Consider the following 25,063-nt stretch of genomic DNA (forward strand, 5'->3'; position numbering starts at 1 on the left):
ATGAGGGTGGAGCAGGAATAACATAATTAGTTTTCTACGTTCACGTCGAAAGGAAATATCACATGTTAATGGATCTGATTCTGTCACGGGAAAACTTAATAGAAGCACTTAAACGTGTGGAGAAGAACAAAGGGAGTCACGGCATAGATGGAATGTCCGTAAAATCCCTACGAAGACATCTCTATGAGAACTGGGAAACTCTTTGTGATTCATTAAGGGAAGGTACCTATCAACCTAACCCAGTCCGTCGAGTCGAAATCCCGAAACCGAACGGTGGAGTAAGATTACTAGGAATACCTACCGTGACAGACCGGTTCATTCAACAGGCTATCGCCCAAGTTCTAACCCCACTTCTTGACCCAACCTTCTCAGAACATAGTTATGGGTTTAGACCAAATAGAAGAGGTCATGATGCGGTTCGTAAAGCAAGGGAATATATAAGTGAAGGTTATAGATGGGTGATTGACATGGACTTGGAGAAATTCTTTGATAGAGTCAATCATGATAAGTTAATGGGGATATTAGCAAGTAGAATCCAAGACCGGCAGGTCTTGAAACTTATACGGAAATATCTCCAAGCAGGAATTATGATGAATGGTGTAGTCTATGATGCAGAAGAAGGAACACCACAAGGAGGTCCACTGAGCCCCCTTCTTTCGAATATTCTTTTGGATAAACTTGATAAAGAGTTAGAAAGGAGAGGTCACAAGTTTGTCCGCTACGCCGATGATTGTAATATTTACATGAAATCGAAGAAAGCTGGAGAACGAGTGATGAACTCAATTACATGCTTTATTGAGCAGAAATTAAAGCTCAAAGTAAATAGAGAAAAGTCAGCAGTTGATCGCCCGTGGAAACGAAAGTTTCTTGGCTTTAGCTTTACGGTCAATAAGAAACCGAAGGTTCGAATAGCCAATGAAAGTATTAAAAGGCTTAAGGCTAAAATACGGGAGTTAACCTCCCGTTCTAAACAAATTCCTATGGAAGTTAGAATCGAGAAACTAAATCAATATCTAACGGGATGGTGTGGATATTTTGCATTGGCTGATACACCAAGTAAATTTAAAGAATTTGATGAGTGGATTAGACGGAGACTCCGTATGCTTGAATGGAAACAATGGAAGAAACCGAGGACAAGAGTAAGAAAACTCAAAGGTCTAGGTGTCCCTGACCAAAAGGCATATGAATGGGGAAACTCCAGAAAGAAATATTGGAGAATAGCCTGTAGTCCAATCTTACACAAAACCCTCAATAACTTGTATTGGAGTCACCGAGGGTTGAAAAGTTTATATAATCGATATGAATTTCTGCGTCAAACTTAATGGAACCGCCGTATACCGAACGGTACGTACGGTGGTGTGAGAGGTCGGGGGTTAATCACCCCCTCCTACTCGATTAGGGACGATTGAGGAACATTGACCGCACTTCTTCTGGATGCTGAAACGGTTCTGCAAGCAGGTTACTGAATGTACAAACTTTTTTGGAATAAGTATTCTTGTCAAATGAAAATAAAAATAGCAGTTGACAGAACGAAGGAAAAAAAGTAATATATTTCCCAACAGTATATCGTGATTTCTTATCCAGAGAGGTGGAGGGATTTGGCCCTTTGAAGCCTCGGCAACAGACCCGTTAGGGAACTGTGCTACTTCCAACAAGCTTTCCGGCTTGAAAGATAAGAAGAGCAGTTCAGATAACAGCCTCTTCTTATGACAGAAGAGGCTGTTATTTTTATATGAAAATAAGGTTTGAAAACGTGATGAGAAAGGTATATTAGCTTTGGAAAAATTATTTTATTATAAAAAAAGTCTTATTCAATATATATTGGGGAAAGATATAGAATGAAAGGGGAAGTATAGAAAATGAATGAATTCTTTAAACGGCTGGAACAGAAAAAAGCCGTGCTGATCGAAAAGCTTCTTGCTAATGGAGTATACAAAACATCTGATGAGAGGCATCTCTATGATGCGCCAATCAGTGTCCTTGAGAAAGAATATAAAATGGTTCGGACACGCGGGGAAGCGCAGGATGTACCGCCTTTGTGAGAGGGGCAGATACACAGAATACATTTCAAAGTACCCAGAAAAAAGTAAGGATGACTTTCCTCTTCCCTCCCTCCATTCACTGACATATCGTTTATATCCCTAATCAGCTTGAGGTATCTAGATGAAACAGACAGAGAATTGTTAAGAAAAAGGCAGGAAAGATTTATAATTGGGCATATGCACTTTGGAACACTTGTAAATCTCTCTTCTTCATAAAAATAAATCATGAAGGAAAGCTATTCGGGAATAAATAATAGCTTTCCTTTATTTTAGTTTACTCTTTTTCCAAGAATGACAAGATCTCGTTCTATATTGTCGAGTTCGGCGATTTTTGGCATATGAGCCCAAGTTTCAAATCCGAATTTTTCAAAAAGCTTCAGGCTCGGTGTATTGTGTCCGAAGATAAAGGCCAGCAGTGTCTTAATCCCTAAACGGGGGCATTCATCGAGTGCTTTCTGAACAGCCTGCCTGCCAATTCCGTTTCCGCGGTATTTTTCATCTAAATAGATGCTGACTTCAACGGTTGCCTGATAAGCGGGCCGTCCGTAAAAAGCCTGAAAGCTTAGCCATCCGACAATTCTGTTTTCCATTTCTATGAGGTATAAAGGTCTTGACTCATCGTGCTCATTAAACCAGGCAATCTTCGATTCAACAGTCACCGGCTCCGTATCAGCTGTCACAAGTCGGGAAGGGATGGTGGAATTGTAAATGTCCACAATACGTGGAAGATCTCCGATTTCAGCCATTTTAAAATCAATAGTCATTGTCATTTCAAAACTCCTTTTTCTACTTTAACTCCTTTAATAATACTCTCTAAATAAACCCCTGCCAATCGTAGAAGACATTCATGTTCAAGCAGTTATAAAAAAGGGTAATAAGATTCTAAGACAAGCAGCTCTTTTTTTGATTTTTCATCACAAATCATTAAAACTCCATTCCCTTCGGACCAGCAATAAAAATAGTGTGAAAAATCCTGCTTTGGGAGAAGGGAGTTTCTCTTGGATCCTGAATGGTTACAAAAAAGACACAGATTTTAAAATCAGCTAAGGGAGTTATTAAAAATGAAGAAAATTACATATTTGTTAGGGATTGTTTTACTGATTTGCACAGGGGTGTTTGAGTATCAGCAAAAAAAACTAAAGGATGATGAAATCGTTATAGCCTTTGGAGATTCTCTTACATATGGATACGGTGACAAAGAGGGAGAAGGGTATATTGACGGGCTTGAACACGAATTGAATCATCAGCAGGATCAGAAAAAAATTCATATCTGGAACTATGGGATTGTAGGACTGGAAAGTGAAGGAGTTTTGAAACAGCTGGATAAGGAAATGATTCGTACGAAACTGGATAAAGCAGATCATTTTATTGTCTTTATCGGGACAAATGATTTTATTAACAGTAATGGAGGAAATCTAAAAGAGATACATGGAGAGCAAATTAAACAAGAGAAAAAAGAATACGTTCAGAATCTGAAGAAGATTACATCAATTCTTTTGAATGAAAATGATAAAGCCAGTATCCTTGTACTGGGGTTATACAATCCGTACAAAGAGAATGATGAAATTGAAAAGTATATTGAAGATTATGATGCTTCCATCAAAAAGATCGCCGGACAAAATGAACGGATTTTCTATATTGAAACAAACGATCTTTTTAAAAATAAAGAGAAACAAGATTATTTCAGTGATTCTCTTCATTTGAACGAAAAAGGTGTATTTGATAATTTAATATTGAGCCACTTTTGAAGGGTTCGATCACATAAAAAATGAGCCACATGATTTCCAATTTTGATAACCTCTCTTATGATTGAAAGTGACCAAACTATCACTTTTAGAGAGAGGCACAAAGGATGATCGATATGGCTCAATTTTATAATATCAAATTCTTACATGAGGTAGAAGGACTATCACAAAGACAAATAGCTAAAAAGCTTGGTATTTCAAGGAATACAGTAAGTAAGTATTTAAAAGAACAGGAAGCTCCAACAACCATACAACGCCAAAGAATCTATGGTGGTACTAAAGATTATTCTGAAGAAACAAAACGGGTATTACCAATAATTGACCAATGGTTAGAGGATGACCTCAACCGATGGGGTAAGCAGAAACATACGGCTACCAATATATATAACAGATTAGTTAATGAATATGACTTTGAAGGTTCGGAATCTAATATACGAAAAATAGTAAGGAAACGCAGAAAAAAGCTTCAGGAAGTCTTCATTCCTCTTGATTTTCAACTCGGCCACCAATTCCAATTCGACTGGGGAGAGGCGGACATCATTCTACAGGGTCGAAAGAAACGTATTTACCTCTTTTGCATTCAGCTTTCCGCAAGTCGTGTAAGGTTTGTGAGAGCTTATCTTCATGAAAAACAGGAAGCTTTCCTTGATGGATTTGTTCATGCGTTTGAATTTTTTGGAGGAGTTCCAACTGAAGGTCTATTTGATAATTTAAAAACAGCTGTGGTAAAAATCCTTCAAGGTAGAGACCGATTGGAACAGGAATCATTTCTTGCCTTACAAACACATTATCTATTCAAATCTGAGTTCTGCAATGTCAGATCTGGAAATGAAAAAGGACGTGTAGAGGGATTGGTAGGCTATGTAAGAAGAAATGCCTTTGTACCTGAGCCGGAGGTTCAGACACTAGATGAATTGAATGATTATTTACAAGATTGGTGTTTTAACGAGGCAGAACGCAAAACCGTTCCTTATACCAAAGAAACAATCGCTGATATGTGGGCTAAAGAAAAGGAATATCTTCACCCACTTCCTGAACAACGGTTTGAAGCCTGTAAGCTAGTCTCTTGTCAGGTAAACAAGACTTCACTAATCTCAATCGAAACCAATCAGTATTCTGTCCCATGTGGTTATGTCGGCCAAGCTGTATGGGCAAAAATTTTTGTCGACCGAGTGATCGTTGTGGCTCAAAACCAAGTGATCGCAGAACATTTACGTTCAAATGAACGAAATCAAATGATTACTGTATTGGACCATTATCTAGAAGCGTTGATAAAAAAGCCTCGTGCGATACGTGATGCACATGCTTTCCAAGCTTCTGACATTCCAGCTGTGTTCAGGCGTTTTCATCGGAAGATGAGAGAACAAGAAGGAGCCATTGGAGATCGAAAGTTCATACGACTTCTCCTCCTTCATCGTGAAATTGGAATGGAAAAGTTAACACAGGCCTTGAGTGAGGCTGAGGAAGCACAAGTTTTTCGTTATGAAGTTGTGCATGAAATCATCCAAAGGCTAACGAATAACCATTTGAAGTCTCACGAGCTCTCTAAAGAGAAGACACCTACAAATCTGCTAGACTATAAAGTTAAAAAGTCAAATGTAGCTCAATATGAACAACTAACTGGAGGTCAGACAAAATGAATGCAGAAATCATGCTAGATCATATTGTAAAGCAACTTAGAATGCCGACAATCGGAAGACAGTATCGCTCTCTCGCTAGAGAAGCGGAGGAAAGAAACCTAAGTTATGAAGAATACCTATTGGCATTACTAGAAACAGAATTAGAAACAAGAGAAGAAAATCAGAGACAGAGGAGACTTAAGCAAGCTGCGTTCCCTGTCCAGAAAACATTAGATACCTATGATTTCAGCTTAATGCCAAGCTTGAATCGAAACCGCTTTATCACCATGGCTAAGGGTGAATTCGTAGACAAAAAGGAAAATCTAATATTTTTGGGGAATAGTGGTACTGGTAAAACTCACTTGGCAATCGCTCTTGGGGTAGAAATGATTCAAAATGGTTATAAAACTAAGTTTATTACAGCATCGGCGTTAGTAGAAGAATTACTTATGGCCAACGAGGAGCATAAGCTTGGGGCATTTGAGAAGAAGTGGCTCAAATTTGATTTGATCATTGTTGATGAGTTAGGGTATGTCCCCTTCTCCAAAATTGGAGCAGAGTTATTGTTCCAATTCTTTTCAAGTCGTTATGAACGCGCGAGCGTTATTGTTACAACTAATCTAGAATTCTCGGAATGGACAAACATATTTGGCGACGATAAAATGACCGCTGCATTACTTGATCGCCTTACGCACCGATCGCACATCCACCTACTTAACGGAGAATCCTATAGATTCCGTCAAAGTATGCAACATCGGGAAGTTGTCGAAGGGTAACAACGGCGGGCGAGGTGTTTGGGTGTCTTGCCCCTCTCCGGGGCAAGGCACCCAAACACCCAACTACTCCCAAATATGGGAGTTAACAGACACTAAGTGGCTCACTTTTAAAGTGATCGCTCTGGCTCAATATAATATTGACAAAAACAAAAGGCTACCACTTACTGACGGATAGAATCCTGGACCAATACAGGTTTTAGTTTTTGTAAGCAAATCACATTTTTTATCTAAGGGAAAGCAGTCCTGGACGGATTCAACAGGAGGTCATATTCGGATAGTGAAAAATTTTTTTAAGACGATCATGTTTTTAGCTTTTTTGGCTGCTTTTTTCTATTGGATATGGAGTCAGTTTTTAAGGCCGGTGGAACTTAAGGAGATTGAATTGCCAAACGGACTGAATCCGATTGTTTCAGAAAAAAAGGATGAATTAATCAAAAAAGCAAAGGACAAAGGTATTCAGGTGATTATAACTGACGGATATCGGAGCAGGGAAGAGCAAACGAAAATATATAATAAAGGAAGAGAAGCACCTGGTGAAATCGTCACCTATGCAAAGGCGGGTGAATCCCTTCATAATTTTGGTCTCGCCATTGATTTTGCGCTGCTAAACAAAGAAGGGAATCCTATTTGGGATACAGACTATGATGGTAATAACAACGGCCGTGCTGATTGGGATGAGGTGGTGGAAATTGCCAAAGGACTGGGTTTTGAATGGGGCGGAGATTGGGTAAGGTTTAAAGATTACCCGCATCTGCAAATGGATTTTGGACTTTCTTTGCGCGAATTGCAGCGAGGGAAACAGCCGCCGGAGAGCAACCGTGAATGAATAGGAATCCGCTAAAGTAAGAAAACTAAAACGGATTCTAAAAAAATGAGCGAGATTGTTGATTTCATGAAGAAATTCGGATAAAGTGAACAAGTAATAATAAGGAGAATAAAGGAGTTTTTCACCATGGCAGAAACGAAGAAATGCAGGGATTCACTAGTAGTAAAAACAGCTTTGGTACTTCCGCCTGATGCGAATAATATTGGTACGATGTTTGGTGGTAAATTAATGTCCTACATTGATGATGTTGCAGCCATTTCAGCTATGAGGCATGCACGAAGCGATGTGGTCACAGCTTCTACGGATTCAGTAGATTTTCTGCATCCCATACAAGTTGGAGATGCAGTGAGTTTGGAAAGCTTTGTAACGTATACAGGGCGCACTTCTATGGAAATTATCGTTAAAGTGACAACAGAAGATCTTGTGACCGGGGAGCAAAACCTGTGTGTCATTTCCTTTTTAACATTTGTGGCCATTGATAAAGATGGCAAACCGATTCCGGTTCCTAAATTAATACCAGAAACGGAAATTGAAAAAACTCTTAATGAATCAGCAAAAGGACGGGCAGAAGTCCGTAAGAAAAGAAGGAAAGAAACTCAATTTATTGCGAATACTCTTGGCGCTGAATTGCCTTCATCCTTATAAGTTCATATATACAAGGGGTAACTATAAAGGCATCAAATACCGATCAAAGGTATTTGATGCTTTTTTATGTGCTAAAATATCTGCTTCATAAGAATAAGAATCGAATATAATTATTCATCCTGGGATATTTAAAGCAGAGAAAATTACTTTTTCGATATAAAGTATTAAACAGAATTTTCCCTTTTTTGTATAAAAGAAAGAGCGGTGTCAGAAGGAGAAATATTTTGGATTTTTATTTTATTTTAACGTAGCTAAAGCAAGCTATAGGCACAAAATTCAAAAATGGTACTTTCAAGAAAAAAAGTATATATTTTTAAAATAAACCAATATTTTTTTACAAAACTATTGAAAAATCATTAAAAATTTATTAAACTCATAATAATTATCAGAAAATTTATTATTTTCCTAAAAAAAAGTGAGGGGGATCAAAATATGGATAAAGCGATCCTGGAGATTGAGAACCTTACTACCTCTTTTCGGATTGGCGGCGACTTTTTTGCCGCTGTAGACAATGTCTCATTAACAGTTAATGAGAATGAAATTGTAGCGGTAGTGGGAGAGTCGGGCTGCGGAAAAAGTGCTCTTGCTCTGTCCATTATGCAATTACATAATAGCAAAAGAACGAAATCTGAGGGAGCCATTCGCTATAAAGGTCAGGATTTAATTACTGTAAATGAATCTAAAATGAATAAAATCCGCGGCAAGGAAATTGGGATGATATTTCAGGAGCCTCTAACAGCTTTGAACCCCTTAATGACAATCGGAAAGCAAATCGAAGAAAATCTTGATTACCATACGAAGCTATCCAAAGAGGAAAAAAAGGCAAAGGCTTTGGAGCTGTTGAAGCAAGTTGGAATCCATCTTCCTGAGCGGACTTACAAGCAATATCCTCATGAACTTTCAGGCGGCATGAGACAAAGGGTTATGATCTCCATTGCGATCGCCTGCAATCCTTCCCTAGTGATTGCCGATGAACCGACAACTGCTTTGGATGTAACTATACAGGCTCAAATCTTGGATCTATTAAAAGAAATTCAAAAAGAAACGAAGATGGGCATCGTGCTTATTACACATGATTTAAGTGTAGTGGCTGAAGTTGCAGACCGGATTGTTGTGATGTATGCCGGACAGATTGTGGAAACAGGAAGTGTGGAGGGAATTTTTAAAAATCCGCTGCACCCTTATACAAGGTCTCTCCTCAATTCGATACCTTCTGTCAGCACTGAGCGAAATCGGTTGCACGTCATACAGGGAATTGTCCCTTCTATCGCGAATATGAAACGGGAGGGCTGCCGTTTTAAAGAAAGAATCCCCTGGATATCTGAAGCAGCCCATGAAGAGGCACCTGAACTGCATGAAGTTAAGAAGGGGCATTTTGTAAGATGCAGCTGTTATAAGCATTTCCATTTTCAGGATGAAGGAGAATCAATCAGAAATGACGCTATTAAAAGTTGATGACCTGAAGGTCCATTTTCCAATCCGGGGGGGCTTATTTCGCAGAGTCGTTGATCATATTAAAGCAGTAGACGGTGTTTCTTTTGAGCTGCAGCAAGGGGAAACGTATGGATTGGTCGGGGAATCGGGAAGCGGGAAATCCACAACTGGAAAAGCTATTGTGAAGCTTAATCATGTAACGGAAGGCCGCATTTCATTTGAAGGCAAAGATATTTCTCATATTAGCAGGTCTGACCTGAAGCCTTTCAGAAAAGATATTCAGATGATATTCCAAGATCCTTACTCCTCGCTTAATCCAAAGAAAAGAGTACTGGATATCATTGCTGAACCGCTTCGAAACTTTGAAAAATTATCCCCTGGGGAAGAGAAAAGAATTGTACAGGATTATTTGGATAAAGTTGGACTGAATCCTGAATCTATTTATAAGTATCCCCATGAATTTTCAGGCGGCCAGAGGCAGCGGATTGGAATAGCCAGGGCCCTGACGCTAAAGCCGAAGCTTATTATCGCAGATGAACCGGTTTCAGCGCTTGATGTCTCGGTACAGGCGCAAGTCTTAAATTTCCTTCAGGATTTGCAGGAAGAGTTCCATTTAACTTACCTATTTGTGGGCCATGATCTTGGTGTTATCCGGCATATGTGTGACCGAATGGGCGTAATGTTCAGAGGAAGACTTGTGGAAGAAGGGAAGAGCAGCGAAATTTATGAAAACCCTCAGCATATTTACACGAAGAGGCTGATTGCTGCCATTCCCGATTTAGAGCCGGGCGAGCGGGAAAAGAAAGCACACCTGAGGAAACAAGTTGCCAGTGAATATGAACAGTCCTACGCCAGTTATTTCGATGAAACGGGGCGGGTTTACGATTTAAAACCAGTTTCTCCGACACATAGAGTCGCATTACCATAGGAGGTTAAAGGAATGTGGAAGTTTATCATAAGAAGATTTTTAGTAATGATTCCCCAGCTGTTTATCCTCAGTCTTATTGTGTTTGCACTGGCTAAAGCCATGCCTGGCGATGCCCTGTCAGGCAGAGAGATGAATCCAAAGGCGAACCCTGAGGAAAATGAAAGAATACGGGAAGAACTTGGGCTGAATGATCCATGGTATCAGCAATATGGCAGATGGGTTACGAATGCGGTACAGGGAGATTTCGGGATTTCCTATACACACAAGACGCCGGTTGTCGATGTTATTCAGGAGCGGCTGGGCAATACCGTGCTGCTCGCTGTTGTTACTTTCATATTCACCTATCTCCTGGCTATACCTATGGGAATTCTCAGCGGACGATATGAGGACTCCTGGCTCGATAAAGGCATTATCGGATACAGTTACATAGGGTTTGGAACGCCAATATTTATTTTTGCACTTATCATGCTATTTGTTTTCGGATTTTCTCTTGATTTGTTCCCGACAGGAGGAAGTGTAAGTTCGAAGGTGGATGAAGGCACCTTTGCTTATATGATGAGCAAGCTATACCATGTGATACTTCCTGCATTGAGCACGGCCTTAATCACGACAACCAGCATTATTCAATATTTACGAAATGAAGTCATTGATAATAAAATTAAAGATTATGTAAGAACTGCTAGATCAAAAGGAGTGCCTGAAGCGAAGATCTATTCAAGGCATATTTTCAGAAATTCCTTCCTGCCCATTGCGGCTCTTCTTGGTTATGAAATTACGACCCTGGTCAGCGGGTCCGTTATCATTGAAACGATATACAGCTATCCGGGACTTGGACAGCTGTTCCTAAGCTCAATTGGACTGAGGGATTTCAGTGTTGTAACGGCAATTGTACTGATGCTTGGATTTGCCACTCTTATTGGTACACTGATATCAGACATCATCTTGAGTATCGTTGATCCGCGGATCCGGATTGAATAGGAAGAGGGTGAGTAAAATGGAATTGAAAATCGAATCACAAGAAAACAGACCCAAGAAATCGGACAGCCCAACAGGCATGAAAATTTTTTGGAATGAGATAAAGAAAGATAAATTGGCTTTGGGTTCTTTTATCCTGCTGGCTGTCATCCTGATTTATGTATACGGAGCCTCCATATTCATGGATGCCAAAGAAATAGCAAGAGTGGACTTTTTCTCCATCTATTTGCCGCCCTCGGCTGAACATTGGCTGGGTACGGATTATGGCGGGCGCGACATATTTGGACAGCTGATCATCGGCACAAGAAACTCTTTTACAATTAGTTTGCTTGTGACAACCTTTACAGCTATTATCGGTCTGACTTTAGGTTTGCTGTCTGGGTATTTCGGCGGTTTTATCGATAACGCCATAATGCGCCTGACTGATTTCTTCTTATCGCTGCCAACCATTATGTTTATCGTTGTCTTGGCCGTAGTTGTTCCTAAGTTCAACGTGATTACTTTTGTACTGATCATGACCTTGTTTCTCTGGATGGGAAAAACGAGGATTATTCGATCGAAGGTACTGGCTGAAAGGGAACTGGATTATGTACATGCCTCCCAGACCCTGGGAACTCCTCATTGGAAGATCATTCTTTTCCAGGTGCTTCCCAATGTCAGCTCTATCATAATAGTTAATTTTATTCTGAATCTGGCAGGCAATATCGGTCTGGAAACAAGTTTGACATTTCTTGGTTTCGGACTACCTGAAAGCACACCGAGTTTGGGAACACTGATCAGTTACGCAACAAACCCGGATGTGTTAGAGAATAAATGGTGGATTTGGATACCCGCATCAGTCATGATTTTGATTTTGATGCTGAGTATAAATTTTATTGGCCAGGCACTGAAGCGTGCGGTTGACGCAAGACAAAGAAGAGGATAAAAAGGGGAGGAATATTTCATGAAGTCTAAAGGATATTTTAAAGTACTGAGCGCAATTGGTATTTCCGCATTATTGCTGGCAGCCTGTAACTCTGATGAAGCCGGCAAGAATGAAGGGAAAAAAGGAGAATCAGAAAAGGCCGATACGGCTTCTTTCCCAACCAAAACAGCAGTGGATGAGAATGCGGCAGAAGGCGGTTCTATCACTTATGGCCTTGTTTCCGATACACCTTTTGAAGGATTGCTGAATTATGTATTTTATGAAGGAGACCCAGATAATCAGGTTATCCGATTCTTTGATGAGCAGCTGTTGGACACGGATGACGATTACGTTTTCACCAATGAAGGGGCTGCCACTTACGAACTTTCTGAGGATAACAAAACGATTACTCTGACCATTAAAGATAATGTAAACTGGCAGGACGGCAAGCCTGTGACTGGAGCTGATCTTGAATACGCGTATCTTGTATTAGGAAGCCCGGATTATAAAGGTCCGCGTTATGATTCGCAAATGGCAATGATTGAAGGGATGGAAGAATACCATCAAGGGAAAGCGGATACTATTTCCGGAATTAAAGCGGATGGAAATAAAATTTCCATCACATTTAAAGAAGCCAACCCTTCTGTGCTGACAGGGTTATGGACTAACCCGCTGCATAAGGAATATTTAAAGGACGTAGCGATCAAGGATTTGGAATCCTCTGATAAAATCCGCAAAAATCCAATTGGATTCGGTCCGTTTAAAGTGAAGAAAATCGTTCAGGGTGAGTCCGTTGAGTTTGAAGCTAATGAAGATTATTGGCGCGGCCGACCAAAATTGGACGGCGTCACATTAAAAGTGGTTAATCCGGCTACTGTAGTGAAGTCATTAGAAAATGGGGATGTTGATGTTGCTGAAGTGACGGCAGATCTTTATGAGCAGGCGGACAAGCTGGATAATGTTGAATTGATTGGAAAAGTAGATCTTGCTTATAGTTATATTGGATTTAAATTGGGCCATTATGATGCAAAAAAAGGCGAAAATGTCATGGATAATCCTAAGCTTCAAGATAAGCGTCTGCGTCAGGCAATGGCCTATGCGATTGACAACAAAGAAGTCGGCGAAAAAATGTACAAGGGTCTTCGCTTCCCGGCAAATTCAGCGATCACGCCTAACTTCAAATATAATAATAAAGAGCTGAAGCCGTATGAATATGACAAAGAAAAAGCTAATGAATTATTGGACGAGGCTGGATATAAAGACGTTAATAATGACGGAATGCGTGAAGATCCGGACGGCAAGGAGTTCAAGCTGAATTTTGCAGCAATGAGCGGTGACGGCATTGCCGAGCCGCTTGCCAAGTATTATATTCAGCAATGGCAGGATGTCGGCCTGGATATCGATTTAATGGACGGCCGCCTGCATGAATTTAACTCCTTCTATGATAAGATTGAAAAAGACGATGACAAAGTGGATGTATTTTCCGCCGCATGGGGCGTGGCCTCTGATCCAGATCCATCTGGTATATGGGCAAGAGAGGCGCCATTTAACTATACGCGCTGGACAAATGAAAAAAATGATGAATTATTGAAGCAAGGCATCTCTGAAAAAGCCTTTGATGAAGATTATCGGGTTGATGTCTATAATCAGTGGCAGGAGCTGATTCATGAAGAAGCTCCTCTGATCCCGACTTTATTCCGTTACAGGCTTGTTGGAGTAAATGATCGAGTAAAGAACTTCGACTTTAATGCTGAACGTGAATGGGCATGGTACAACGTATCAGTTGATGATGCCAAGTAAGATCAGAATAAGAAAAGGCGGTTTCCATAGGGGAGCCGTCTTTTTAACTATTAAAGAAATCATTTGTACAAAAAATTATAGTGTTTGAGTCTGTAACAGAACGGTTATATATTTTATAGAGGAAGAATCAGGAAGGGAGCACGATCATGAGCGAAGTAAGGGATCCTGAGAACACGAGAAGAGAGCTGGAAATCTTGTTCACAGCCGTTCTGAATCGTTTGCTTAAGCCCGTTGAGCAGGAAATTGTAGATGACATTGTAAATTATCCGGATGAAAAGAGAATTGCCTTTTTAGAAATGATGCAGGAAATGACGAATAAACAAAGGCAGCTATTTTAAGACTAACAGCAAGAAGGAGGAGAATTATCAATGGAATACACTGGTGAAAAGGAAGAACGTTATGATACCTGGAGAACGAAATGGTCTGCAAGGGTGCATACACATAACCTTTTGCTATATGGCATCCCATCATTGCTCATGGTTGCATTAATTGTTTTAGATAAAACGGTCTAAGGAAAACCGCTGCAGTCGTTATGCAGCGGTTTTATTTTACGTCAATGACAGTTTCTTCAGAAAAGAAGTATAATAAAGGGAAAGGAGTGAGAGTTATGAATAGTATAAATGAAAAGCAAATGGTTACTTACATAAAAGATTTAGTCGAAATTCCGAGTCCCTCAGGGTTTACAGAGAGGGCGATCGCCTATGTGGCAGAGGTATTGGATCAAAAAGAAGTATCTTATCAGCTGACGAATAAAGGTGCTTTGCTTGCCACTTTGCCAGGAACTGATAACAGCAGGCATCGGTTATTAACGGCTCATGTCGATACACTTGGAGCGATGGTCAAGGAAATTAAGCCGGGCGGCCGTTTGAAATTGACTATGATTGGCGGATTTCGCTGGAATTCTGCAGAAGGGGAATATTGTAAAATCCATAAAGCGGATGGAGAAATCATTACAGGAACGATTTTGATTAATCAAACTTCTGTACATGTGTATAAAAATGCCGGTGACGTTAAGAGGGACGATGATACGATCGAAGTAAGAATTGATGAACCCGTACGCACAAAAGAAGACACAGAAGCTTTAGGGATTTCTGTAGGGGATTTTGTTTCATTTGAACCTCGGACTGTCATAACCGACAGCGGATTTTTGAAATCAAGGCATTTAGATGATAAGGCGAGCGTTGGGATTCTGCTTCATATTATTGATCTTATTCAAGACGGAAAATTAACACTCTCCCATACAACACACTTTCTAATATCAAACAATGAAGAAATCGGGTATGGAGGGAATTCTAATATTCCGGCAGAAACAGCTGAGTATCTGGCGGTTGATATGGGAGCCATAGGAGAGGGCCAGAGTACGGACGAGTATAGTGTTTCCATCTGTGCCAAAGATTCTTCCGGTCCCTATCACTACAAGTTAAGACAGCATCTGGTTGAACTGGCAAAGGTGAATGGAATTGATTACCGTGTGGATATTTATCCTTATTACGGATCAGACGCATCTGCTGCTGTAAGAGCGGGATACGATGTGGCTCATGCTTTGATTGGGCCGGGTATTGATGCTTCGCATGCCTTTGAGAGAACACATGTCACTTCGTTAAAACATACTGCAGGGCTTATCTTTCATTATTTACAGTCAGAGATGGTTTGAACCTTCCAACAGAACAGAAGACGCCCGGCCGATATGACCGAGCGCTTTCTGTGTGCGCCCGGCATGGGTGCAGTCTATAGGGTGAGAGTCCCGAACCATGAAGGCAGTAGTAATGGTTAGCTTAACGCAAGGGTGTCTGTGGTGACGCAGAATCTGAAGGAAGCGAGCGGCAAACCTCCGGTCTGAGGAACACGAACTTCATATAAGGCTAGGTACCATTGGATGAGTTTGCACAACAAAACGAAGTCCTTACTGCCGAAGGTGGTACAGAGTAAATGAAGCAGATAGATGGAGGGAAAGACTGTACTCTTACCCGGGGAGGTCTGATTGGAACGCCAAGTTCCCTTGGTAACCTATCCAGCGATGGACAGCTGAACAATCAGAAGTCAGCCGAGGTCATAGTACCATTCCAACTCGAGATGGAATGGGAAGGACTGAACTATTAAGAAGAACGAGAACTAGGCATATAATTCCTGTATAGAAGCAGACAATCCGAAAGGACTTACTTGAAGGAGGAAGTGGTGAATTCCACAGGGGACTTCATGAGGGTGGAGCAGGAATAACATAATTAGATTTCTACGTTCACGTCGAAAGGAAATATCACATGTTAATGGATCTGATTCTGTCACGGGAAAACTTAATAGAAGCACTTAAACGTGTGGAGAAGAACAAAGGGAGTCACGGCATAGATGGAATGTCCGTAAAATCCCTACGAAGACATCTCTATGAGAACTGGGAAACTCTTTGTGATTCATTAAGGGAAGGTACCTATCAACCTAACCCAGTCCGTCGAGTCGAAATCCCGAAACCGAACGGTGGAGTAAGATTACTAGGAATACCTACCGTGACAGACCGGTTCATTCAACAGGCTATCGCCCAAGTTCTAACCCCACTTCTTGACCCAACCTTCTCAGAACATAGTTATGGGTTTAGACCAAATAGAAGAGGTCATGATGCGGTTCGTAAAGCAAGGGAATATATAAGTGAAGGTTATAGATGGGTGATTGACATGGACTTGGAGAAATTCTTTGATAGAGTCAATCATGATAAGTTAATGGGGATATTAGCAAGTAGAATCCAAGACCGGCTGGTCTTGAAACTTATACGGAAATATCTCCAAGCAGGAATTATGATGAATGGTGTAGTCTATGATGCAGAAGAAGGAACACCACAAGGAGGTCCACTGAGCCCCCTTCTTTCGAATATCCTTTTGGATAAACTTGATAAAGAGTTAGAAAGGAGAGGTCACAAGTTTGTCCGCTACGCCGATGATTGTAATATTTACATGAAATCGAAGAAAGCTGGAGAACGAGTGATGAACTCAATTACATGCTTTATTGAGCAGAAATTAAAGCTCAAAGTAAATAGAGAAAAGTCAGCAGTTGATCGCCCGTGGAAACGAAAGTTTCTTGGCTTTAGCTTTACGGTCAATAAGAAACCGAAGGTTCGAATAGCCAATGAAAGTATTAAAAGGTTTAAGGCTAAAATACGGGAGTTAACCTCCCGTTCTAAACAAATTCCTATGGAAGTTAGAATCGAGAAACTAAATCAATATCTAACGGGATGGTGTGGATATTTTGCATTGGCTGATACACCAAGTAAATTTAAAGAATTTGATGAGTGGATTAGACGGAGACTCCGTATGCTTGAATGGAAACAATGGAAGAAACCGAGGACAAGAGTAAGAAAACTCAAAGGTCTAGGTGTCCCTGACCAAAAGGCATATGAATGGGGAAACTCCAGAAAGAAATATTGGAGAATAGCCTGTAGTCCAATCTTACACAAAACCCTCAATAACTTGTATTGGAGTCACCGAGGGTTGAAAAGTTTATATAATCGATATGAATTTCTGCGTCAAACTTAATGGAACCGCCGTATACCGAACGGTACGTACGGTGGTGTGAGAGGTCGGGGGTTAATCACCCCCTCCTACTCGATTTTNCCCGGCATGGGTGCAGTCTATAGGGTGAGAGTCCCGAACCATGAAGGCAGTAGTAATGGTTAGCTTAACGCAAGGGTGTCTGTGGTGACGCAGAATCTGAAGGAAGCGAGCGGCAAACCTCCGGTCTGAGGAACACGAACTTCATATAAGGCTAGGTACCATTGGATGAGTTTGCACAACAAAACGAAGTCCTTACTGCCGAAGGTGGTACAGAGTAAATGAAGCAGATAGATGGAGGGAAAGACTGTACTCTTACCCGGGGAGGTCTGATTGGAACGCCAAGTTCCCTTGGTAACCTATCCAGCGATGGACAGCTGAACAATCAGAAGTCAGCCGAGGTCATAGTACCATTCCAACTCGAGATGGAATGGGAAGGACTGAACTATTAGGAAGAACGAGAACTAGGCATATAATTCCTGTATAGAAGCAGACAATCCGAAAGGACTTACTTGAAGGAGGAAGTGGTGAATTCCACAGGGGACTTCATGAGGGTGGAGCAGGAATAACATAATTAGATTTCTACGTTCACGTCGAAAGGAAATATCACATGTTAATGGATCTGATTCTGTCACGGGAAAACTTAATAGAAGCACTTAAACGTGTGGAGAAGAACAAAGGGAGTCACGGCATAGATGGAATGTCCGTAAAATCCCTACGAAGACATCTCTATGAGAACTGGGAAACTCTTTGTGATTCATTAAGGGAAGGTACCTATCAACCTAACCCAGTCCGTCGAGTCGAAATCCCGAAACCGAACGGTGGAGTAAGATTACTAGGAATACCTACCGTGACAGACCGGTTCATTCAACAGGCTATCGCCCAAGTTCTAACCCCACTTCTTGACCCAACCTTCTCAGAACATAGTTATGGGTTTAGACCAAATAGAAGAGGTCATGATGCGGTTCGTAAAGCAAGGGAATATATAAGTGAAGGTTATAGATGGGTGATTGACATGGACTTGGAGAAATTCTTTGATAGAGTCAATCATGATAAGTTAATGGGGATATTAGCAAGTAGAATCCAAGACCGGCTGGTCTTGAAACTTATACGGAAATATCTCCAAGCAGGAATTATGATGAATGGTGTAGTCTATGATGCAGAAGAAGGAACACCACAAGGAGGTCCACTGAGCCCCCTTCTTTCGAATATCCTTTTGGATAAACTTGATAAAGAGTTAGAAAGGAGAGGTCACAAGTTTGTCCGCTACGCCGATGATTGTAATATTTACATGAAATCGAAGAAAGCTGGAGAACGAGTGATGAACTCAATTACATGCTTTATTGAGCAGAAATTAAAGCTCAAAGTAAATAGAGAAAAGTCAGCAGTTGATCGCCCGTGGAAACGAAAGTTTCTTGGCTTTAGCTTTACGGTCAATAAGAAACCGAAGGTTCGAATAGCCAATGAAAGTATTAAAAGGCTTAAGGCTAAAATACGGGAGTTAACCTCCCGTTCTAAACAAATTCCTATGGAAGTTAGAATCGAGAAACTAAATCAATATCTAACGGGATGGTGTGGATATTTTGCATTGGCTGATACACCAAGTAAATTTAAAGAATTTGATGAGTGGATTAGACGGAGACTCCGTATGCTTGAATGGAAACAATGGAAGAAACCGAGGACAAGAGTAAGAAAACTCAAAGGTCTAGGTGTCCCTGACCAAAAGGCATATGAATGGGGAAACTCCAGAAAGAAATATTGGAGAATAGCCTGTAGTCCAATCTTACACAAAACCCTCAATAACTTGTATTGGAGTCACCGAGGGTTGAAAAGTTTATATAATCGATATGAATTTCTGCGTCAAACTTAATGGAACCGCCGTATACCGAACGGTACGTACGGTGGTGTGAGAGGTCGGGGGTTAATCACCCCCTCCTACTCGATTTTTTTATTTAGGGCTGTCGTTTTTATCCGGGTCTCTTTGTGCGCTGATATCTTTATCGTCCTTTTTCTTTTCCTTTTGTTCAACTGAATCGGATTTTTTGATTTCTTCTTTTTTCATTTGAAATCCCTCCTTAAAAGTTATAGTTCAAGTTCCGCTGGCGTATTGCCGTTATTGTTCATTAGACGTATACTTTCGGGTTTGATTTGAAGAAATATATAATCGGGATCTTCTGGACCCTCAAACCAAGGTTTGAAAGAATCACTCCAATATTTTTGTTTCAAATCTTGTGAATCATTGATTTTTGATGTGCCGGCAATTTCGACATATGAATCTTTCAAGCCTTCTCCGCTGTATCCTAAAAGGATATGAACGTGCGGGTTTTTTTCAATTTCATCCACTTTTTCAGTTTTCTTGCTGGTTGGAGTATATATAGTGAGACCGTCATCTTCATGTATGAAGGTCATGTACCGTGAATGAGGCTTATCGTTTTCAATTGTTGATAACACCCCGGTACGGCTTTCATTTAAGATTCCGAGTATCTTTTCCTTTAATTCCTGTTGGTCCATGTCGATTTCCTCCTTAATCCCTCATTGAATAGAAGCGGTGTCCACTATTACTGTTCCTCATTTGGATTGCACTTAAACACGGAAGCAAGAATATCAAAAATATATTTCTATAAAATCTATAAACAGTAAATATTGTCAGCCGGGAAAATTAAATTAGAGAGGCAGTGATCTGTTTTGAGCCATAAAAAGGCACCGAGAAGATCTCGGTGCCTGTTATGCTTACCATTTAAGATAAGTCCTTATTATCCTTTTTTTACAGGAGTTCCTGAAGATTCCTGAGTGACAACGGCTGTATCACGTTTGTACACTTTTTGCAAAATGATCGTTTGGATGATCAAGAATATACCGCTGGCCGACCAGTAAAGCGGCAGGGCAGCAGGAGCAGAAAAAGAAATAAACAAAATCATCAATGGAGACAGCAGACCCATGAATTTCATTTGTCCTTGCTGTTCCGCTGGCATTTGATTTAGTGAAAGTCTGAATTGGAAGTAATAAATCAAACCGGCAACCAATGCCATAATGATGTCTGCCTGACCAAGGCTGTACCATAGGAAATTATGTGTGGCAATTTCATGAGAACTTTTAATAGCGTAATAAAAACCCATTAAAATCGGCATCTGAATCAGCATAGGCAAGCAGCCCATATTTAAAGGGTTCACGCCATGCTTTTTATAGAGCTGAAACATTTCTTGCTGTAATTCAGCTTTTTTGGATGGATCCTGTGTCTGCTTAATTTTCTCCTGAATCACAGTCATTTCTGGTTTAAAGGCTTCCATTTTCTTTTTCATGGCTGCCTGATTTTTATACTGTTTAGCTGTTAACGGCATTAACACGAGTCTAATCATCAAGGTAGCCAAAATGATTCCCCATCCGTAATTCCCATGAAATAAATCCGCATTGAATTCAAGCAGCTGAATGAGCGGGGAAACAAAGTATCTATGGAAAAAGCCGTCGCCTCCCGTGTTTGCGGAACAACCTGACAATAAGACCGTTATGAATAGTAAACCTGCAATTTTTTTCAATCCATTTCCTCCTCTTAATTGTTATGTTTAATGAGTGAGAAGGAAAGGGATATCGTCAGGATCTCCCGGCGTCTGCTTGATACGGAACAAGGTAAAGAAACGCTGCATTCCGCGTCGGTCAAAGACATGACGTGAGACAGGCTGATGTCCTGACAATTTTCCTGCCAGATTTTCAACATTATTTTCTTTAAAAGCATTATTTTGCCCGGAAACAAAAAAGAAGGCAGCCAGGGGAAAGACCATGGATAACAAATAGGCAGCCATCAGAGCTTGCCGGATGGCCTGGTAATCTAATTCGATTAATATTTCCAACATGAATTTGCCCCATTTTTATTGTAATTTTGAAATTCTAAATAAAAAGAGTGATGTTTATTAAAATGATATTATACACTATATCAAATTTTGGACAAAAACAGGAAAGATTTTTTACTTATAAAAAAAAATTAAGCAAAGGGATTGGAAAGTAATGGATTATAATAGGAAGTGAAGTAAGAAATGGGGATAGGGTGAAGAAGTTGATGAAAAATGAAAAGGAAAAAATGTTAAATGGAGAACTTTATCATGCAGCTGACCTACAATTACAGAAGATAGGATGAATGCAAGAAAATTAACCAGATTATTCAATGAGTCGCCGGAAACCAAAGAACAGGAACGAACTGCATTATTGAAAAGACTGTTTGGCTTTACTGGCGAAAACTTATACATAGAACCGTCCTTTCGCTGTGATTATGGCTATAATATCCATGTTGGTGAAAATTTCTTTGCCAATTTTGACTGTGTCTTTCTGGATGTATGCGAAATTCGTATTGGTGACAACTGTTTTTTTGCACCAGGTGTGCACAGTTATACAGCGACTCACCCTATAAATGCAGCGGAAAGAAATACAGGAGCAGAATACGGCATTCCGGTCATAATAGGCGATAATGTCTGGATTGGCGGGAGAGCCATTATTAATCTTGGAGTCAAAATTGGTCATAATGCGGTGATTGCTTCCGGAGCCGTCGTAACCAAGGATGTCCCTGATCATGTGGCTGTCGGGGGAAATCCTGCGAAAATCATCAAAGAAATCGAGGAATAGAAAAATAAAAGTGAAAAGGGCGGCTGCTGTGCCGCCCTTTGGTTGACTTTATGTCCAAAATGGATGAATCTGCACAAACTTTTATACTACGTGCAGGGTCACATCAATATTACCGCGGGTTGCTTTTGAATAGGGGCAGGTTTGATGTGCCTGCTGTACATACTTTTCAGCTTCCTCCCGGCTTAATTCAGGTATAGATATTTCGAGCTCTACTCCAAGCATGAGTCCGTCATTCTGCAGATCTTTCCCAATTGAAACATTTGCAGTTACTTCAGTATTTGCTTTAACTTTGGCTTTTTGGAGGGTAAGATTTAGTGCCCCGTCAAAGCACGCCGCAAAACCTGCTGCAAATAATTGTTCAGGATTGGTGGCTTTTTCGCCAGAACCGCCTAATGCTTTCGGCATTCTTACATCAAAGTCGATTAATCCATCTTCAGATTTTACATGTCCTTCACGTCCGCCGCTGGCTTTTACTTTTCCTGTATATAATGCTTCCATCTTCATCAGCTCCTTTGTCACGATATAATTCTGATTCCCTTTTTTTACGTAATTAAACAAGCTGCCGAGTTAATATTTAAAATATTCATTTTTGCATGAGTATGATAAAGACTCTCCCGTTTAAGCAGTAAAAAGATTTTTTTGGCTGGGTATGAATGAGAACGCAAAAAGGACTGCCGAATTTACCGGCAGCCTTTTCACAATGTACTAATCCATACATTTTTTATAGTTTTACTACATTTTTAGCTTGAGGTCCGCGATTGCCTTCTTCGATTTCAAATTCAACATCTTGGCCTTCATCAAGAGTTTTGAAACCTTCTCCTTGAATAGCTGAAAAATGAACAAATACGTCATTTTCTCCTGGTACTTCAATAAAACCAAAGCCTTTTTCACTGTTAAACCATTTTACTTTACCTGTAACTGTCATTCAATGAATCCTCCTAAAAAATAAAAAAAGATTAATGGTGAATGTTCAGGGATATGAATATTCACACATTAGCAACCATCTTAATGGATAAGGTAGTTGCTAATATGCGAATTTTTCTGATAGTTCCTATATAAAAATTATATAGCAGACCTTTTGAAATCTCAATATAGAAACAGTGGGCATATCCGCTTATTTCCATATGCTTGCCGATTATATAGAATTTATTCATCTTTCATTTATTTCTCGTATACCCTTAATTTTGTTTTGGTAAACTAAAAGGACAGCAAATTTCTTTTTGTTTTGGACATGCAGGCTGGATGTTTTTTGGTTCTTTTATACGGGTAAAGAGAACTAGCTGATTTTAAAAGGAGTGCACAATAAATGAGAACATTAATGAAGAGGGCGCTCGTATTTGCAGCACCCATCATATTCAGGGAAATAAAAAAAAGAATAAGCAAAAAGAAAGGGCGCTGATGCGTCTTTTTTTATTGCGCTTTTCTTGAATTCCTCTGTTTGCTTTCTATACATTCGATTTCATATCATGGTAAAATAGATTAGTTAAAAAGATGAAGTGCTCAGCAAGCAGTTAAGGAATCTTATCTCATTTTGAAAAAGGGGACTCCAATGTAAACAAGGGCTGAACTTTATATATTTATAAGCAACCAGAAAATTTTTAAAACGAAAGGAACGTATTATGAGCAACCTTAAAGAAGAGGTCCAGTCTAGACGGACCTTTGCCATTATCTCTCACCCGGATGCGGGGAAAACGACTTTAACGGAAAAGCTGCTGCTTTTTGGGGGCGCTATTCGGGATGCGGGTACAGTAAAAGCCCGGAAAACAGGAAAATACGCAACAAGTGACTGGATGGAAATCGAGAAGCAGCGGGGAATTTCTGTTACCTCTTCCGTTATGCAATTTGATTATGAAGACTTTCGGGTAAACATTTTAGATACACCGGGTCACCAGGATTTCAGTGAAGATACATACAGAACCCTGATGGCAGTGGATAGTGCGGTCATGATTGTCGATTCAGCAAAAGGAATCGAAGATCAAACCGTAAAATTATTCAAGGTCTGCAGGATGCGGGGAATTCCTATTTTCACATTTATTAATAAGCTGGACCGACAGGGGAAAGCACCGCTGGACCTGCTTGCCGAGTTGGAAGAAGTCCTTGGGATTGAGACGTATCCAATGAATTGGCCAATCGGGATGGGGAAAGACTTTATCGGAATATATGACCGTTTCAACAACCGGATTGAACAATTCAAAACAGAGGGCGACGAACGTTTTCTTGCTCTGAATGATGAAGGAGAACTTGATGGAGGACATGAGCTGAAGGAATCCTCTTTATATGAGCAAACAATGGAAGAAATTCTTCTTTTATCTGAAGCGGGAAATCCTTTTTCTGAGGAAAAAATTGCATCCGGCCAGTTAAGTCCGGTATTTTTCGGCAGTGCGCTGACAGCATTTGGTGTACAGACCTTTTTGGATGCTTATCTGCAATTTGCACCAGCTCCGCAGCCAAGAACCTCTACAAGCGGAGAAGTTGATCCGGAATCAAAGGATTTTTCCGGTTTTATTTTCAAAATCCAGGCTAACATGAACCCTAAACATAGAGACCGAATTGCGTTTTTACGTATTTGTTCCGGTAAATTTGAGCGGGGAATGAGCGTTAACTTGAGCAGGACCGGTAAGCCTATCAATCTGTCTTCCTCTACTCAATTCATGGCAGATGACCGAAATACAGTGAATGAGGCTGTAAGCGGAGATATTATCGGTCTTTATGATACTGGTAATTATCAAATTGGTGATACGATCACAACGAGCAAAGATATGTATCAATTTGAAAGGCTTCCTCAATTCACACCTGAATTGTTCGTAAGAGTAACGGCGAAGAACGTAATGAAGCAGAAGCATTTCCATAAAGGAATTAATCAGTTGGTCCAAGAAGGAGCCATCCAGCTTTTCAAAACCATAAGGATGGAAGAATATCTTCTCGGCGCAGTTGGGCAGCTTCAATTTGAAGTGTTCGAGCATAGAATGAGAAATGAATACAACGTTGAAGTAATCATGGAAAGGATGGGAGGCAAATTAACACGATGGGCGGCCGATGAAAAGGTTGACGAAAACCTTCACAGTTCCCGCAGCATCTTGGTTAAAGACCGGTATGATAAGTATGCTTTCCTCTTTGAAAATGAATTTGCTTTACGTTGGTTCCAAGATAAGAATCCGGATGTAGAATTGTATAATCCTATGGATATTAAATAAGGGAAAGGATCCGCATGCATGCATGTGGATC

Annotated in this window: 26 protein-coding genes, 1 pseudogene and 1 riboswitch; of the genes and pseudogenes, 21 read left to right on the forward strand and 6 right to left on the reverse strand. The window is 40.3% G+C overall.

Going from position 1 to position 25,063, the window contains the following annotated elements; translation table 11 throughout:
- Positions 1-62: 62 nt before the first annotated feature.
- Positions 63-1,322: a group II intron reverse transcriptase/maturase gene (ltrA, locus tag BQ4305_RS18335; protein WP_110926047.1), complete on the forward strand. Its 1,260-nt coding sequence runs from the start codon at positions 63-65 to the stop codon at positions 1,320-1,322.
- 251 nt (positions 1,323-1,573) lie between these two features.
- Positions 1,574-1,679: riboswitch (SAM riboswitch) on the forward strand.
- 180 nt (positions 1,680-1,859) lie between these two features.
- Positions 1,860-2,042 (forward strand): Fur-regulated basic protein FbpA, encoded by a 183-nt coding sequence (locus BQ4305_RS18340; RefSeq protein ID WP_110929192.1) that lies wholly within the window; start codon positions 1,860-1,862, stop codon positions 2,040-2,042.
- A 269-nt stretch (positions 2,043-2,311) separates the two neighbouring features.
- Here BQ4305_RS18340 and BQ4305_RS18345 read toward each other — a convergent pair whose 3' ends face one another.
- Positions 2,312-2,812, reverse strand: coding sequence for a GNAT family N-acetyltransferase (locus tag BQ4305_RS18345; protein WP_234397001.1), 501 nt, complete (start codon positions 2,810-2,812; stop codon positions 2,312-2,314).
- A gap of 291 nt (positions 2,813-3,103) precedes the next feature.
- Between BQ4305_RS18345 and BQ4305_RS18350 the strand changes: the two genes are divergently transcribed.
- From BQ4305_RS18350 to ltrA (BQ4305_RS18430), 17 genes are all read left to right on the forward strand, one after another.
- A complete protein-coding gene (locus BQ4305_RS18350) occupies positions 3,104-3,790 on the forward strand; it encodes an SGNH/GDSL hydrolase family protein (RefSeq protein ID WP_110929193.1) in 687 nt (228 codons plus the stop codon).
- A 113-nt stretch (positions 3,791-3,903) separates the two neighbouring features.
- On the forward strand, positions 3,904-5,427 hold the full coding sequence (gene istA / locus BQ4305_RS18360; protein ID WP_234396927.1) for an IS21 family transposase: 1,524 nt from the start codon (positions 3,904-3,906) through the stop codon (positions 5,425-5,427).
- Positions 5,424-6,182 carry an IS21-like element helper ATPase IstB gene (istB, locus tag BQ4305_RS18365; RefSeq protein WP_110927700.1) on the forward strand — a complete coding sequence of 253 codons (759 nt, stop codon included), beginning with the start codon at positions 5,424-5,426 and terminating at the stop codon, positions 6,180-6,182. The genes istA and istB overlap by 4 nt, the downstream gene beginning before the upstream one ends.
- Before the next feature lie 268 nt (positions 6,183-6,450).
- Positions 6,451-7,008, forward strand: coding sequence for a M15 family metallopeptidase (locus BQ4305_RS18370; RefSeq protein ID WP_407640175.1), 558 nt, complete (start codon positions 6,451-6,453; stop codon positions 7,006-7,008).
- A 126-nt stretch (positions 7,009-7,134) separates the two neighbouring features.
- Positions 7,135-7,653 (forward strand): acyl-CoA thioesterase, encoded by a 519-nt coding sequence (locus BQ4305_RS18375; RefSeq protein WP_110929194.1) that lies wholly within the window; start codon positions 7,135-7,137, stop codon positions 7,651-7,653.
- Positions 7,654-8,085: 432 nt separating this feature from the next.
- Complete coding sequence (locus BQ4305_RS18380) at positions 8,086-9,108, forward strand: ABC transporter ATP-binding protein (protein WP_110929195.1); 1,023 nt, start codon at positions 8,086-8,088, stop codon at positions 9,106-9,108.
- Positions 9,089-10,015 (forward strand): ABC transporter ATP-binding protein, encoded by a 927-nt coding sequence (locus BQ4305_RS18385; protein ID WP_110929196.1) that lies wholly within the window; start codon positions 9,089-9,091, stop codon positions 10,013-10,015. Before BQ4305_RS18380 ends, BQ4305_RS18385 begins: the two co-directional genes overlap by 20 nt.
- 12 nt (positions 10,016-10,027) lie before the next feature.
- Positions 10,028-10,993, forward strand: coding sequence for an oligopeptide ABC transporter permease (gene opp4B, locus BQ4305_RS18390; RefSeq protein WP_110929197.1), 966 nt, complete (start codon positions 10,028-10,030; stop codon positions 10,991-10,993).
- Positions 10,994-11,009: 16 nt separating this feature from the next.
- Positions 11,010-11,915 (forward strand): ABC transporter permease, encoded by a 906-nt coding sequence (locus tag BQ4305_RS18395; protein WP_110929198.1) that lies wholly within the window; start codon positions 11,010-11,012, stop codon positions 11,913-11,915.
- 18 nt (positions 11,916-11,933) lie between these two features.
- Positions 11,934-13,694, forward strand: coding sequence for an oligopeptide ABC transporter substrate-binding protein (opp4A, locus tag BQ4305_RS18400; protein WP_110929199.1), 1,761 nt, complete (start codon positions 11,934-11,936; stop codon positions 13,692-13,694).
- A 146-nt stretch (positions 13,695-13,840) separates the two neighbouring features.
- Positions 13,841-14,032: a hypothetical protein gene (locus tag BQ4305_RS18405; protein ID WP_110929200.1), complete on the forward strand. Its 192-nt coding sequence runs from the start codon at positions 13,841-13,843 to the stop codon at positions 14,030-14,032.
- A 30-nt stretch (positions 14,033-14,062) separates the two neighbouring features.
- Complete coding sequence (locus tag BQ4305_RS21665) at positions 14,063-14,206, forward strand: hypothetical protein (protein WP_199880754.1); 144 nt, start codon at positions 14,063-14,065, stop codon at positions 14,204-14,206.
- 95 nt (positions 14,207-14,301) lie between these two features.
- Positions 14,302-15,348 (forward strand): M42 family metallopeptidase, encoded by a 1,047-nt coding sequence (locus BQ4305_RS18410; protein ID WP_110929201.1) that lies wholly within the window; start codon positions 14,302-14,304, stop codon positions 15,346-15,348.
- Positions 15,349-15,623: 275 nt separating this feature from the next.
- Positions 15,624-15,794, forward strand: a complete 171-nt coding sequence (locus BQ4305_RS21670) for a hypothetical protein (protein ID WP_199880500.1) — start codon at positions 15,624-15,626, stop codon at positions 15,792-15,794.
- A 158-nt stretch (positions 15,795-15,952) separates the two neighbouring features.
- The gene (ltrA, locus tag BQ4305_RS18420) at positions 15,953-17,212 is read left to right on the forward strand and encodes a group II intron reverse transcriptase/maturase (RefSeq protein ID WP_110926134.1); all 1,260 of its coding nucleotides are present in this window, start codon (positions 15,953-15,955) and stop codon (positions 17,210-17,212) included.
- A gap of 296 nt (positions 17,213-17,508) precedes the next feature.
- Positions 17,509-17,679: a hypothetical protein gene (locus tag BQ4305_RS21675; protein ID WP_199880500.1), complete on the forward strand. Its 171-nt coding sequence runs from the start codon at positions 17,509-17,511 to the stop codon at positions 17,677-17,679.
- A 158-nt stretch (positions 17,680-17,837) separates the two neighbouring features.
- Entirely contained in the window at positions 17,838-19,097 is a 1,260-nt protein-coding gene (gene ltrA, locus BQ4305_RS18430) for a group II intron reverse transcriptase/maturase (protein ID WP_110926455.1), read from the forward strand.
- Positions 19,098-19,309: 212 nt separating this feature from the next.
- Here the strand turns inward: ltrA (BQ4305_RS18430) and BQ4305_RS18440 are convergent, their stop codons facing one another.
- The 3 genes from BQ4305_RS18440 to BQ4305_RS18450 all read right to left on the reverse strand — a co-directional run bounded on the left by BQ4305_RS18440 (position 19,310) and on the right by BQ4305_RS18450 (position 21,075).
- Positions 19,310-19,738 carry a pyridoxamine 5'-phosphate oxidase family protein gene (locus tag BQ4305_RS18440; RefSeq protein WP_110929203.1) on the reverse strand — a complete coding sequence of 143 codons (429 nt, stop codon included), beginning with the start codon at positions 19,736-19,738 and terminating at the stop codon, positions 19,310-19,312.
- 242 nt (positions 19,739-19,980) lie between these two features.
- On the reverse strand, positions 19,981-20,760 hold the full coding sequence (yidC, locus tag BQ4305_RS18445) for a membrane protein insertase YidC (RefSeq protein ID WP_110929204.1): 780 nt from the start codon (positions 20,758-20,760) through the stop codon (positions 19,981-19,983).
- A gap of 27 nt (positions 20,761-20,787) precedes the next feature.
- A complete protein-coding gene (locus BQ4305_RS18450; RefSeq protein WP_110929205.1) occupies positions 20,788-21,075 on the reverse strand; it encodes a hypothetical protein in 288 nt (95 codons plus the stop codon).
- A 277-nt stretch (positions 21,076-21,352) separates the two neighbouring features.
- On the opposite strand from BQ4305_RS18450, the pseudogene BQ4305_RS18455 reads away from it, so the two are divergent.
- Positions 21,353-21,823: pseudogene (locus BQ4305_RS18455) on the forward strand (sugar O-acetyltransferase); the annotation flags it as partial.
- Between the two features lie 96 nt (positions 21,824-21,919).
- Here the strand turns inward: BQ4305_RS18455 and BQ4305_RS18460 are convergent.
- A complete protein-coding gene (locus tag BQ4305_RS18460; RefSeq protein ID WP_110929206.1) occupies positions 21,920-22,336 on the reverse strand; it encodes an organic hydroperoxide resistance protein in 417 nt (138 codons plus the stop codon).
- A 223-nt stretch (positions 22,337-22,559) separates the two neighbouring features.
- A complete protein-coding gene (locus BQ4305_RS18465) occupies positions 22,560-22,763 on the reverse strand; it encodes a cold-shock protein (RefSeq protein ID WP_110929207.1) in 204 nt (67 codons plus the stop codon).
- 694 nt (positions 22,764-23,457) lie between these two features.
- Between BQ4305_RS18465 and BQ4305_RS18470 the strand changes: the two genes are divergently transcribed.
- A complete protein-coding gene (locus BQ4305_RS18470; protein ID WP_324611602.1) occupies positions 23,458-25,032 on the forward strand; it encodes a peptide chain release factor 3 in 1,575 nt (524 codons plus the stop codon).
- Positions 25,033-25,063: the final 31 nt, after the last annotated feature.

The sequence above is a fragment of the Bacillus massiliglaciei genome (genome assembly GCF_900098925.1).
In the GTDB taxonomy this organism is placed as follows: Bacteria; Bacillota; Bacilli; order Bacillales; family DSM-1321; genus Peribacillus; species Peribacillus massiliglaciei.